The organism is Gordonia sp. SGD-V-85, from assembly GCF_001456905.1.
Taxonomy (GTDB): domain Bacteria; phylum Actinomycetota; class Actinomycetes; order Mycobacteriales; family Mycobacteriaceae; genus Gordonia; species Gordonia hongkongensis.
The window spans coordinates 113739-125932 of sequence record NZ_LNQO01000002.1; the positions used below are offsets into that span (position 1 = coordinate 113739).

General features: G+C 66.9%; 10 protein-coding genes and 2 tRNA genes. 10 read left to right on the top strand and 2 right to left on the bottom strand.

Annotated features, from left to right (window positions below; genetic code table 11):
* Window positions 1-92: 92 nt before the first annotated feature.
* Window positions 93-263, top strand: a complete 171-nt coding sequence (locus tag AS181_RS24450) for a hypothetical protein (RefSeq protein ID WP_156422429.1) — start codon at window positions 93-95, stop codon at window positions 261-263.
* A gap of 57 nt (window positions 264-320) precedes the next feature.
* Here AS181_RS24450 and AS181_RS02550 read toward each other — a convergent pair.
* Window positions 321-394, bottom strand: a tRNA-Gly gene (locus AS181_RS02550).
* A gap of 233 nt (window positions 395-627) precedes the next feature.
* Between AS181_RS02550 and AS181_RS02555 the strand changes: the two genes are divergently transcribed.
* From AS181_RS02555 to mobA, 6 genes are all read left to right on the top strand, one after another.
* Window positions 628-701 (top strand) — tRNA-Pro (locus tag AS181_RS02555).
* A gap of 88 nt (window positions 702-789) precedes the next feature.
* A complete protein-coding gene (gene tig, locus AS181_RS02560; protein ID WP_058250049.1) occupies window positions 790-2157 on the top strand; it encodes a trigger factor in 1368 nt (455 codons plus the stop codon).
* A 277-nt stretch (window positions 2158-2434) separates the two neighbouring features.
* Window positions 2435-3034, top strand: a complete 600-nt coding sequence (locus AS181_RS02565) for an ATP-dependent Clp protease proteolytic subunit (RefSeq protein WP_078113597.1) — start codon at window positions 2435-2437, stop codon at window positions 3032-3034.
* 64 nt (window positions 3035-3098) lie between these two features.
* Complete coding sequence (locus tag AS181_RS02570) at window positions 3099-3794, top strand: ATP-dependent Clp protease proteolytic subunit (RefSeq protein ID WP_058250292.1); 696 nt, start codon at window positions 3099-3101, stop codon at window positions 3792-3794.
* A gap of 209 nt (window positions 3795-4003) precedes the next feature.
* Window positions 4004-5284 carry an ATP-dependent Clp protease ATP-binding subunit ClpX gene (clpX, locus tag AS181_RS02575; RefSeq protein ID WP_058250051.1) on the top strand — a complete coding sequence of 427 codons (1281 nt, stop codon included), beginning with the start codon at window positions 4004-4006 and terminating at the stop codon, window positions 5282-5284.
* Window positions 5285-5459: 175 nt separating this feature from the next.
* Window positions 5460-6035, top strand: coding sequence for a molybdenum cofactor guanylyltransferase (mobA, locus tag AS181_RS02580; protein ID WP_058250293.1), 576 nt, complete (start codon window positions 5460-5462; stop codon window positions 6033-6035).
* Here the strand turns inward: mobA and AS181_RS02585 are convergent.
* Complete coding sequence (locus AS181_RS02585; protein WP_058250052.1) at window positions 6032-7315, bottom strand: VWA domain-containing protein; 1284 nt, start codon at window positions 7313-7315, stop codon at window positions 6032-6034. The two genes, mobA and AS181_RS02585, sit on opposite strands and share 4 nt — an antisense overlap.
* Before the next feature lie 20 nt (window positions 7316-7335).
* Here AS181_RS02585 and AS181_RS02590 point away from each other — a divergent pair, with 20 nt between their 5' ends.
* From AS181_RS02590 to AS181_RS02600, 3 genes are read left to right on the top strand one after another with little or no spacing between them, the layout of a single operon-like run.
* Entirely contained in the window at window positions 7336-10080 is a 2745-nt protein-coding gene (locus AS181_RS02590; protein WP_442902765.1) for a valine--tRNA ligase, read from the top strand.
* Complete coding sequence (gene folC, locus AS181_RS02595) at window positions 10077-11609, top strand: bifunctional tetrahydrofolate synthase/dihydrofolate synthase (RefSeq protein WP_058250054.1); 1533 nt, start codon at window positions 10077-10079, stop codon at window positions 11607-11609. The genes AS181_RS02590 and folC overlap by 4 nt, the downstream gene beginning before the upstream one ends.
* Window positions 11606-11995, top strand: coding sequence for a DUF4233 domain-containing protein (locus AS181_RS02600; protein ID WP_058250055.1), 390 nt, complete (start codon window positions 11606-11608; stop codon window positions 11993-11995). Before folC ends, AS181_RS02600 begins: the two co-directional genes overlap by 4 nt.
* Window positions 11996-12194: the final 199 nt, after the last annotated feature.

A 12194-nucleotide genomic window follows, 5' to 3' on the forward strand; every position in this document is an offset into this window, starting at 1 on the left:
ATCGGCGGGATGTGGTCCGGTCGGGTGACTTGGGCGGGGATCTGTGACATCGCCGACCCGAATCGCATGTGGTTCGCAGACAGCGGAGGAACGTGAGGGAAACGCCAGGCCAGTTCGCGCCCTGTCCACCACCGATCGTCTCGACCGGCCCCGGCGATTCGTCGGCACCCGGGCACCCGGAGGAGAAGGCGACTCCCGAGATCGTCTACGAGTACGCGCCCCTGCCGTTGCCGTGGAACAAGCCGCCGGAGCCGCTCAACTAGGCGCCCGGAGTAGCCCGGACCGACGAAAAAGGCTCGGAGACAATGTCTCCGAGCCGGTGGAGCGGGTGACGGGAATCGAACCCGCGTAGCTAGTTTGGAAGACTAGGGCTCTACCATTGAGCTACACCCGCGTTGCTCGCGGTGACCGTCGAGATCCCGGCGTCGCGTGCGATGAGTGACTGTACCGGCAGCGGCGCCGGAACCGAAATCGGGGTGGATGCGACGAGGTGGCATCCGACGGACGACCATCGGTTCCGGCGTCGCCGCGGCACCCGTGCGCGGGCCCGGCCGCGGTGGCACGTACTATCTCTTGTTGGCCCTGATGCGCGGTCGCCCTCCGGGGTTCTCTCGCGTGTTCGGACCCCGGGATGTGGCGCAGCTTGGTAGCGCATCCGCTTTGGGAGCGGAGGGTCGCAGGTTCAAATCCTGTCATCCCGACTTGATCGATGTGGCCCGACCGGTCACCCGGTGCACGGCCCGCGAACGACCGAACTTCCACCACCGTAGATATAAGGAGTATTCAGGCGTGAAGAGCACTGTCGAGCAACTCACCCCGACCCGGGTCAAGCTCAACGTCGAGGTCCCGTTCGAGGAGCTGTCGGCAGACTTCGACCGGGCCTACCGGTCGTTGGCCCAGCAGATCCGGATCCCCGGATTCCGTCCGGGCAAGGCGCCCGCGAAGCTGATCGAGGCCCGTGTCGGCCGCGATTCGATCCTCGCGCAGGTCGTGAATGACGCCATCCCGGCCAAGTACTCCGAGGCCGTCGCCGAGACCGAGACCAAGGCCATCGGCCAGCCCGAGATCGACCTGTCCGAGCTGAAGTACGGCGAGTCGGTCACCTTCACGGCCGAGGTCGACGTCCGTCCCGAGATCACCCTGCCCGACTACTCGACCCTGTCGGTCGAGGTCGACGCGATCGAGGTCGACGAGGCGGCGGTCGACGAGCAGCTCGAAGGCCTGCGCGCCCGCTTCGGCACCCTCAAGGGCGTCGAGCGCGGCGTGGAGAACGGCGACTTCGTGTCGATCGACCTGGCCGCGACCGTCGACGGCGAGGCCGTCGAGGAGGCCACCACGGAGGGGCTGTCCCATGAGGTCGGCTCCGGCCAGCTCATCGACGGACTCGACGAGGCGCTCATCGGCCTGAAGGCCGGCGAGGACAAAGAGTTCACGACCAAGCTCGTCGCCGGCGATCACGCGGGCGAGGAGGCCCTCGTGAAGGTGACCGTGCAGTCGGTCAAGGAGCGCGAGCTGCCCGAGGTCGACGATGAGTTCGCCCAGATGGCCAGCGAGTTCGACACCGTCGAGGAGCTGCGCGCCAGCCTCGCCGAGCGGGTCGAGCAGTCCGCGAAGCTGGAGCAGGCCAACAAGATCCGCGACGCGGTGCTCGACAAGCTCCTCGAGACCGTCGAGATCCCGCTGCCGGAGAAGGTCGTCGACGAAGAGGTCGAGGGTCAGCAGCACCAGGTCATCCACGCGCTCGGACACGACGACGAGCAGGTCGCCAAATTCCTCGAGGCGCAGGGTAAGACCCGCGAGGAGTGGGATGCCGAGTCCCGTGCCGAGGCGGAGAAGTCGGTCAAGCAGCAGCTGCTGCTCGACGCGATCGCCGATCAGCAGGGCACCGAGGTCAGCCAGGACGAGCTGACCCAGCAGATCATCTTCACCGCCCAGCGCTACGGCATGCAGCCGCAGGAGTTCATCCAGCAGCTGACGCAGGCCAACCAGGTCGGTGCGGTCTACGCCGACGTCCGGCGCGGCAAGTCGCTGGCGAGCATCGTCGGCGACGTGACCGTCACCGACACCAAGGGCGCCACCGTCGACACCGCCGAGTACTTCGGCGGCAATGACGACGCCGACGAGTCCGCTGCGGACGAGTCCGACTCCGACAACTGATCGGGCTCCCGCGGTCCAGCACAGCCGCACTTTTCTCCGCGATCGCCGGTCCTCGAAGTACGAGGGCCGGCGATCGCCGTCGGTCCACCATCACGCACGGGCCGTTCACAGTGCCGAAGGCCGTTCTGCTCTCAGCGAAGAGGCGTGTCCTCGGGAGTGTCCGCGGGTGTCGATTGGTTAGTGTCGGTGAGGACGTCATCAGAGAAGCATTCGATGTGCGTGCGCGTCACCCGCGGGTGACGCGCAGGTCATGACAACAAGGCAAAGGTAGGAACCCGTGAGTGAGCCGACCATCCACACACCCACGATGAGTTCGGGTGTGGCTGGGTTGAACCTGACCGATTCGGTGTTCGAGCGTCTGCTGCGCGAGCGCATCATCTTCCTGGGCACCCAGGTCGACGACGACATCGCGAACCGGCTGTGCGCGCAGATCCTGCTGCTCTCGGCCGAGGACCCGCAGAAGGACATCCACCTCTACATCAATTCGCCCGGTGGGTCGGTGACCGCCGGAATGGCGATCTTCGACACCATGCAGCTCGCGGAATGCGACGTCGCGACGTACGCGATGGGTATGGCGGCGTCGATGGGGCAGTTCCTCCTCGCCGCCGGCGCCAAGGGCAAGCGACATGCACTGCCGCACGCGCGCATCATGATGCATCAGCCGTCCGCCGGCATCGGCGGTACCGCGGCCGACATCGCCATCCAGGCAGAGCAATTCGCGCTCACCAAGAAGGAGATGAACCGGCTCAACGCCGAGTTCAGCGGTCAGCCGCTCGAGAAGATCGAGGCCGACGCCGACCGCGACAAGTGGTTCACCGCGGAAGAGGCCAAGGAGTACGGCTTCGTCGACAAGGTGATCGCGCGCCCGGGTCGGTGAGACCCCGGTCCGACGACCGCTCCCGTACCCACCGCCGAGCCACCTCTACCCAATGGAGCAACAGATGACCAACTCCCTTTCCTTCGACGGCATGCCCGCCGAGGTCGCCGCCGGCATCCCCGCGTCGGCCCTGGCGCTGAAGAACATCGAAGCGCGGTACATCCTGCCGTCGTTCATCGAGCACACCCCGAACGGCCAGCGACAGTACGACCCGTACGCGAAGCTGTTCGAAGAGCGGATCGTGTTCGTCGGCACGCCGATCGACCAGGTCGTGTCCAACGACGTCATGGCGCAGCTGCTCGTCCTCGAATCGCAGGACCCCGACCGCGACATCACCATGTACATCAACTCGCCCGGTGGCAGCGTGCCCGACATGCTCGCCATCTACGACACGATGCAGTACGTGCACTGCGACATCGTGACCGTCTGCCTCGGTGAGGCGGCCTCGGCGGCGGCGATCCTCCTCGCCGGCGGAACCCCGGGCAAGCGTGCGGCGTTGCCGAACGCCACGGTCCTGATCCACCAGCCGCGCACCGGTGGCGCCTACCAGGGTCAGGTCTCCGACCTCGAGATCCAGGCCGCCGAGATCGAGCGCATCCGCGACCGCCTCGACGAGATCCTGGCCAGCCACACCGGTCAGGACAAGGAGAAGATCCGCAAGGACACCGACCGCGACAACATCCTGACCGCGGCCGCGGCCAAGGAGTACGGCATCGTCGACGAGGTCTTCGAGTACCGCAAGAAGTCGATGAAGAAGTAGTCCTGGCCAAGAAGTAGTTGTGGCAGTGCAGAAGTCCCGGTGATTTTCTGCCGCGACATTTGGCCTTATCGGTCGAAGTTCGAGCGGCACGCGGGTACCGTCGGGTTACTGGGCATTCGAGTGTCGATCAAATGACCCATGCCCGGCTGCGTGCGACGCGACGGACCAGACACGACAGTCCGGCAACGAGGAAGTAGGTACAGCGCGAGATGGCACGAATCGGAGACGGCGGCGACCTGCTCAAGTGCTCTTTTTGCGGCAAGAGCCAGAAGCAGGTGAAGAAGCTCATCGCCGGCCCCGGCGTGTACATCTGCGATGAGTGCATCGACCTGTGCAACGAGATCATCGAAGAGGAACTGGCCGAGAACGGCGACGTCAAGCTCGACGAGCTGCCGAAGCCGACCGAGATCCGTGACTTCCTCGAGAAGTACGTCATCGGCCAGGACACGGCGAAGCGGACGCTCGCGGTGGCGGTCTACAACCACTACAAGCGCATCCAGGCGGGCGAGAAGAAGGACGCCCGGACGGGTGAGACCGTCGAGCTGATGAAGTCGAACATCCTGATGCTCGGCCCCACCGGATGCGGCAAGACGTACCTGGCGCAGACCCTCGCGAAGATGCTCAACGTGCCGTTCGCGATCGCCGACGCAACCGCGCTCACCGAGGCCGGATATGTCGGCGAGGATGTCGAGAACATCCTGCTCAAGCTGATCCAGGCCGCCGATTACGACGTCAAGCGTGCCGAGACCGGCATCATCTACATCGACGAGGTCGACAAGATCGCCCGCAAGAGCGAGAACCCGTCGATCACGCGCGATGTGTCCGGTGAGGGAGTCCAGCAGGCGCTGCTGAAGATCCTCGAGGGCACGCAGGCGTCGGTGCCGCCGCAGGGTGGACGCAAGCATCCGCATCAGGAGTTCATCCAGATCGACACGACGAACGTGCTGTTCATCGTGGCCGGCGCGTTCGCCGGTCTGGAGAAGATCGTGTCCGAGCGGATCGGCAAGCGCGGTCTCGGCTTCGGCAACGAAGTGGCGAGCAAGGACGAGGTGGACACCTCGGATCAGTTCGCCGACGTCATGCCGGAGGACCTGATCAAGTTCGGCCTGATCCCGGAGTTCATCGGCCGTCTGCCGGTCGTCGCCTCGGTGACGAACCTGGACAAGGACTCGCTGGTGAGCATCCTGTCGGAGCCGAAGAACGCGCTGGTGAAGCAGTACACCCGGCTGTTCGACATGGACAATGTCGAGCTGGAGTTCACCAAGGACGCCCTCGAGGCGGTCGCCGATCAGGCCATTCACCGCGGCACCGGTGCCCGCGGCCTGCGGGCCATCATGGAAGAGGTCCTGCTGCCGGTGATGTACGACATCCCGAGCCGCGACGACGTCGAGAAGGTCGTCGTGACCGGGGAGACAGTCCGCGACAACGTCCTCCCGACGATCGTGCCCCGCAAGGCTTCCAGCGACGAGCGTCGCGACAAGAGCGCCTGACGATCACGATCCTCTGACGACGAGAAGCCCCGCCCGGCGCTCCGGGCGGGGCTTTCTCTTGTCCATCTCGCCCCGCGGCGGTGCCGCATCGAGCACACTGAGCGATGTGACTCAACACGGATCGGATACCTCGGTGCTCGCCGGCCTGGTGCTGGCGGGCGGACGTTCGCGACGGATGGGCAGCGACAAGGCCGCGCTCGACTGGGACGGTGAACCCATGCTCGCGCGAGTGGTGCGGGTGGTGTCCCAGCGCTGCGATCCGGTGCTGGTCGTCGCGGGCGAGACGTCTGCGGCATTCCGCGGCGTCGACGACATCCGCGACCGGGCGGCGCCGGGGATCGATTCGTCGAAGGTCCACTGGGTGACTGACGAACAGGAGGGGACGGGTCCGCTCGGCGGGCTCGTCGCAGGCCTGTCCGCAGCGGCTGCCGCGGGTGCCGAGTTCGCGTTCGTCTGTGCCACGGACATGCCGCTGATCGCTCCGGAGCTGATCGACGAGCTGCGGCTGGGGCTGACCGACTCGACCCAGGCGGTCATCGCCCACGACGCCCAGCGGGATCATCCGATGGCGGGGATCTACCGCACGGATGCCGCGGCGATGATCGCGGATGTCGTCGCCGGCGGTGAACGGCGCATGCTGGGCGCGATCGAGGCGCTCAACACCCATCGGGTGGGGATCTCCGATCCGGACTGGCTGGTCAACGTCAACGCGCCCGAGGACCTGCACCGGCTGCGGGTGTCGGCGGGTTAGCTGCGGGCCACGATCCCGAGTTCTCCGGCGGCTGTCATCCACTCGCCGAACTCACCGAGGACATCGGCGTACAGCTGGTCGTCCGAGCGCTCGTCGATGTCCTCGACCTGAAAGAAGCCGGCGTTGTCGACGACCCTGCCGGTCATCGTGTCCAGCGACGTGAGCGTCCCGAAGTTGTTGTCCCCCAACCCGATGAACTGCCAGAACACGGGCCGGGCCGCCGCTTCGGCGATCAGCGCTCGAATGGCGGCGACCCTGGAATGGAACCCGCCGTCGGTGAAGAACAGGACCAGCACGGGCTGGTCGCCCTGCAGATCGTCGAGGATGGCCCGCATGATGGGCAGTTCTTCGTTGGCGCCGCCGATGTGTTCGTCGTAGTCGATGTCGGGGCACAGCGGCGCCCCGTGTCGTCCGCGGAGGTGGACGAAGGTGTCGATCCACAGCTCGGCATTCGCGACGGTCACATCGGGCAGCTTCGCGAACCGGCGGGCGTAGAGGTAGGTTTCGAGATTCCCGTCGCTGTCGAGTTGGGTGGCGACGGGGATCATCCGCTCGACGACCCGGTGCACCGTGCGGCGGCGGTACAAGGCGCTCATCGAGAGCGTCTTGTCGATGACCATGATCACCCGGGCGTCGCGGCCCGCGACCCCTTTGGTCAGCAGAACCCGGTGCACGGCTTTCTTGCGTAGGTCCAGAACCTGGCGCTTCTCCAGAGAGAGCCTGTCCTCACCGTGAACCGTTCGGATCATTGGATCCCGATCGGGCGTTCCCGGTTGTTCGGCGGGGGAGATGTCGGGATCGTCGTCGACGGTGACCCCGAGCGAGCGGACGAGCGCCGGAAACCCGGCGTCCCAGCCGGCAGATTCGCTGCGCGCCTTCCACGAACCGTTCCGGCGGTAGATCTCGACAAGGACGGCGGCGTGCTCGGTGGTGAGGCCGTCAGCGGGCGCATCGATCACGACGTCGGCCGCCCGGATCTGAGCGGTGAGAGTCGAAGCGCCGAGCGGACGATCCGATGCGACGGCGACCGCGATGCGTTCGACGTCTTCGGGCACGGCGTGAAGCCGGATCTCGATCTCACCGCCGTCGGCGAGTCGGACCGCACCCTCGGGCGATGAAGGCTGGTTGTAGTAGACGAAGTCGTGGTCGTCGCGGACCCGGCTGCCGGTTGTGAGCTGGAACGCGAGCAGATCGAGCCCGGTCTGGGAGACCGAAACCGTGACGAGATCCGTCTGGGGGAGGCCGGTGTTCTGACCGCGGGCCAGGGTGAGAGTCGCCACAGGGTCCTTCGGTGCCGTCGATGAGGGAGGACCGCCGGCGAGGTCCGGCCCGGCGAAAACATAGAATAGCGGCCGTGACATCACCCGACCAGACATCCGCGTTGCCCGAGACAGCGTCGCCCCGGACTGCCGTACCCGAGACCGGGTTGCCGAAGTCCTGGGACCCCGCTGAGCACGAGGCGTCGCTCTACCAGGGCTGGGTGGACGCCGGGTACTTCACCGCGGACGCGGCGAGCGACAAGCCGCCGTTCTCCATCGTGATCCCGCCGCCCAATGTCAACGGCTCGCTGCACATGGGCCACGCCTACGAGCACGTCCTGATGGACGCGCTCTCGCGTCGTCGTCGGATGCAGGGCTACGAGGTGCTGTGGCTCCCCGGCATGGACCACGCGGCGATCGCGATGCAGACGATGGTCGAGCGAAAACTCGCCGCCGAGGGCAAGACGCGCGACGACCTCGGCCGGGAGGCGTTCATCGAGCGGGTGTGGGCCGAGAAGGCCGAGATCAGCGGCAACATCGGCGAGCAGATGCGCCGGCTCGGCGACAGTGTCGACTGGTCGCGCGAACGCTTCACGATGGACGAGGGTCTGTCGCGCGCGGTGCACACGGTCTTCAAGAAGATGTTCGACGACGGGCTGATCTATCAGGCCGAGCGCCTCGTCAACTGGTCGCCGGTCCTCAAGACCGCCGTCAGCGACATCGAGGTGAGTTACGCCGACGTCGAGGGCGAGCTCGTCAGCTTCCGCTACGGGTCACTCGACGACACCGAGCCTCACATCGTCGTCGCGACGACCCGACTCGAGACGATGCTCGGCGACACCGCGATCGCGGTGCACCCCGACGACGAACGTTATGCCCACCTGGTCGGCACCGCACTGCCGCACCCCTTTGTCGACCGGATGATCCCGATCGTCGCCGACGATTACGTCGACCCCGAATTCGGCAGCGGCGCAGTCAAGATCACGCCGGCACACGACCCCAACGACTTCGCGCTCGGGCAGCGGCACAACCTGCCGATGCCGACGATCATGGACGAATCCGCCCGGATCGCCGACACCGGAACCGAATTCGACGGCATGGACCGCTTCGAGGCGCGTGTCAAGGTGCGCGAGGCGCTGGCCGAACAGGGCCGGATCGTGAAAGAGGTGCGTCCGTACCTGCACAGCGTCGGGCATTCGGAGCGCACCGGCGAGCCGATCGAACCGCGCCTGTCGATGCAGTGGTGGGTGGCGGTCTCCACGCTGGCCGCGGCGGCCGGCGACGCGGTGCGGGACGGGTCCACGGTGATCCACCCGAAGTCGATGGAGCCGCGCTGGTTCAGCTGGGTCGACGACATGCACGACTGGTGTATCTCGCGTCAGCTGTGGTGGGGTCACCGCATCCCGATCTGGTACGGACCCGACGGCGAGGTGGTGTGCGTCGGACCCGACGAGCAGGCCCCCGAGGGCTACGTCCAGGAGACCGACGTCCTCGACACCTGGTTCTCGTCCGGGCTGTGGCCGTTCTCCACGATGGGCTGGCCCGAGCAGACCGCGGATCTCGAGAAGTTCTATCCCACCTCGGTTCTCGTCACGGGGTACGACATCCTGTTCTTCTGGGTGGCCCGCATGATGATGTTCGGCACCTACGTGGGCAAGGATCTGGGTCCGGGCAACGAGATCCCGTTCCACAACCTGTTCCTGCACGGCCTGGTGCGCGACGAACACGGCCGCAAGATGTCGAAGTCGAAGGGCAACGGCATCGACCCGCTCGACTGGGTGGAGCGCTTCGGTGCCGACGCCCTGCGCTTCACGCTCGCCCGCGGTGCCAACCCCGGTTCGGACATCTCGGTCGGCGAGGACCACGCCCAGTCGTCGCGCAACTTCGCCACCAAGCTCTACAACGCGACCAAGTTCGCGCTGATGAACGGCGCGAAGGTCGGGGAGCTCCCGGACGCCGAGACGCTGACCGACGCCGACCGGTGGATCCTCGGCCGGCTCGACGAGGTGCTCGCCGAGATCGACGCCGGATTCGAGTCCTACGAGTTCTCGAAGGCGTGCGAGGCGCTCTACCACTTCGCGTGGGACGAGGTCTGCGACTGGTACCTCGAACTCGCGAAGGTGCAGTTCGCCGAGAACGACGAGAAGCGTTCGGACGCAACGGCACTCGTGCTGGGCGCGGTCCTCGAGCCGCTGCTGCGCGCGCTGTCGCCGGTGATGCCGTTCGTCACCGAGGTGCTGTGGAAGGCGCTCACCGGGGGTGAGTCGCTCGTGGTCGCACCGTGGCCGACCACTTCCGGACGCGACTGGTCGTCGGATTCGGCTGCCCGTGTGGACGATCTGCAGCGACTGATCACCGAGGTCCGGCGGTTCCGCAGCGATCAGGGTCTCCGCCCGGGCCAGCGCGTCGCCGTGCAGTTCGACGGACTCGGCGAAGCCGGGCTCGAACCGCTGCTGCCGTACGTGACCTCCCTCGCGCGCCTGGACCCGGCCGGTCCCGACTTCGGCGCGACCGCGACCATCGAGGTCCGCCTCAGCGTGGCCACCGTGGTCGTCGCGATAGACACCTCGGGCACCGTCGATGTCGAAGCCGAACGCAAACGGCTCGCCAAGGACCTGGCGGTGGCCGAGAAGGAACTGTCGACGACCTCGGCGAAACTGGGCAACGAACAGTTCCTGTCCAAGGCGCCCGACCACGTGGTCGCCAAGATCCGGGACCGTCAGCGGATCGCGACCGAAGAGGTCGAACGGTTGAACGCGAAGCTGGCGAGTCTGGCCGGCGCGTGAGCGACGACACCGGTTTCCCCGAAGAGGACCCCGCCGTCCTGGGTATGGATGCGGCGGGCGACCCCCTGGGTCTGTCGGCGATCCTGGGGGAGGACGAGCCCGATCCGGACGCCGAGCCGGCCTGGTTGCGCGTCACCGACAGTGCCGACGATCTCGCCGAACTCGCCGAGGTCGAGGCCGAGCTCGACACCCGGTGGCCCGAGACGAAGATCGAGCCGTCGCTGACCCGCATCGCGACGCTCATGGATCTGCTCGGATCCCCCCAGCACGGATACCCCGCGATCCACATCGCCGGGACCAACGGCAAGACGTCGGTCACCCGGATGGTCGACGCGCTGCTGTCCGCGCTGCACCGGCGCACGGGCCGGATCACGAGTCCGCACCTGCAGCGCGTCACCGAGCGGATCTCGGTCGACGGCAAGCCGATTCCGGCACGCACCTACATCGACACCTATCGGGAACTCGAGCCGTACATCACCATGGTCGACGATTCGTCGACGGCGGCGGGTGGACCCCGGATGAGCAAGTTCGAGGTGTTGACCGCGATGGCGTATGCGGTCTTCGCCGAGGCGCCGGTGGACGTCGCCGTCGTCGAGACGGGCATGGGCGGTCGATGGGACGCGACCAACGTCATCGACGGCACGGTCTCGGTCATCACACCGATCGCGATGGACCACGCGGACTATCTCGGCGACACCCTGACCGCCATCGCGGGGGAGAAGGCCGGCATCATCAAGCCCGCCGAACCCGACGCGGCCGGCACCGTCGATCCCGTCACGGTGATCGCCGAACAGAGCCCCGAGGTGATGGACGTCCTGCTGCGCGCGGCCGTCGATGCGGGCACCATCGTCGCCCGCCAGGGATCGGAGTTCGCGGTCCTCGATTCGGTCATCGCCGTCGGTGGGCAGATGCTCACCATCCAGGGGCTCGGCGGTGTCTACGACGAGATCTTCGTGCCGCTGCACGGTGCACATCAGGCGGCCAACGCGGCGCTGGCCCTCGCGGCGGTGGAGGCGTTCTTCGGTGCGGGCGCCGATCGTCAGCTCGACATCGACGCGGTGCGTACGGGTTTCGCGTCCGTCGCCAACCCCGGACGGCTCGAGCGACTGCGCAGCGCCCCGACGGTGTTCGCCGACGCGGCGCACAATCCCCACGGAGCCGCGGCGCTGGCGCAGGCGCTGGCCGAGGAGTTCGACTTCCGTCGACTCGTCGGCGTCATCGGCGTGCTGGGTGACAAGGACGCCCGCGGAGTCCTCGAAGCCCTCGAGCCGGTGCTCGACGCCGTCGTCGTCACCGACAACGGGTCGCCACGGGCCCTGGATCCCGAGACGCTCGCGGAGTACGCGCGGGAGGTGTTCGGCGAGGACCGCGTGGTCGTCAAACCCTTCCTGCCCGACGCCGTCGAGGAGGCCATCGCGCTGGCCGAGGAAGCCGACGGCGAGCGCGTGTCCGGTGCGGGCGTGGTCATCACCGGGTCCGTCGTGACCGCCGGTGCCGCGCGAACACTCTTCGGTAAGGAACCCTCATGACCCGGTACACCCCACCCACGAACGATCCGTGGAAGGGGCTCCGCGGCGTGATGGCCGGCACGATGATCCTGGAGGTCATCGTCGTGATCCTGGCGTTCCCGATCGTGTGGCGCCTCGGGGACGGGCTGACCTGGTTGTCCGGCGGATACCTCACGCTCGTCGTCATCGCGATGATCCTGGCCGCCGGGATGCAGGGCCGGCCGTACGCGATCAACCTCGATCTCGGCCTGCAGGTCGTCCTGATCATCGGGGGGCTCTTCCACTGGTCGATCGCGGTGGTGGGAGTGGTCTTCGGGTCGGTCTGGCTGTACATCCGCTACATCAAGGCCGACGTCGAGAAACGGGTCGAACGCGGGATGCTGCCCGGCCAGGAGCCGATCGAGTAATCGGACCGGCGGCCACGACCGTCTCGCCGCCGGCTGTCCCACCAGCGGTGTTCTCGTTGCTCAGGGCGGGGTTTGGTGGCCGCAAGACCTGTGGCCGGACCGTTATCGCCGAACCCGGGCGGCCAGGTGGGCTTGCTGTAACAATGGCCCATGCCGCGGGGGCGACAAGTCGATCCTCGCAGCTTGTCGAAACCCTTCC

What these genes read in the sequence shown, in the direction of transcription:
- AS181_RS02590 (WP_442902765.1), top strand. Translation starts at nt 7,336, where the DNA reads ATGAGGGAGGACCGCCGGCGAGGTCCGGCCCGGCGAAAACATAGAATA.
- clpX (WP_058250051.1), top strand. Translation starts at nt 4,004, where the DNA reads ATGGCACGAATCGGAGACGGCGGCGACCTGCTCAAGTGCTCTTTTTGC.
- AS181_RS02600 (WP_058250055.1), top strand. Translation starts at nt 11,606, where the DNA reads ATGACCCGGTACACCCCACCCACGAACGATCCGTGGAAGGGGCTCCGC.
- mobA (WP_058250293.1), top strand. Translation starts at nt 5,460, where the DNA reads ATGGGCAGCGACAAGGCCGCGCTCGACTGGGACGGTGAACCCATGCTC.
- AS181_RS02570 (WP_058250292.1), top strand. Translation starts at nt 3,099, where the DNA reads ATGACCAACTCCCTTTCCTTCGACGGCATGCCCGCCGAGGTCGCCGCC.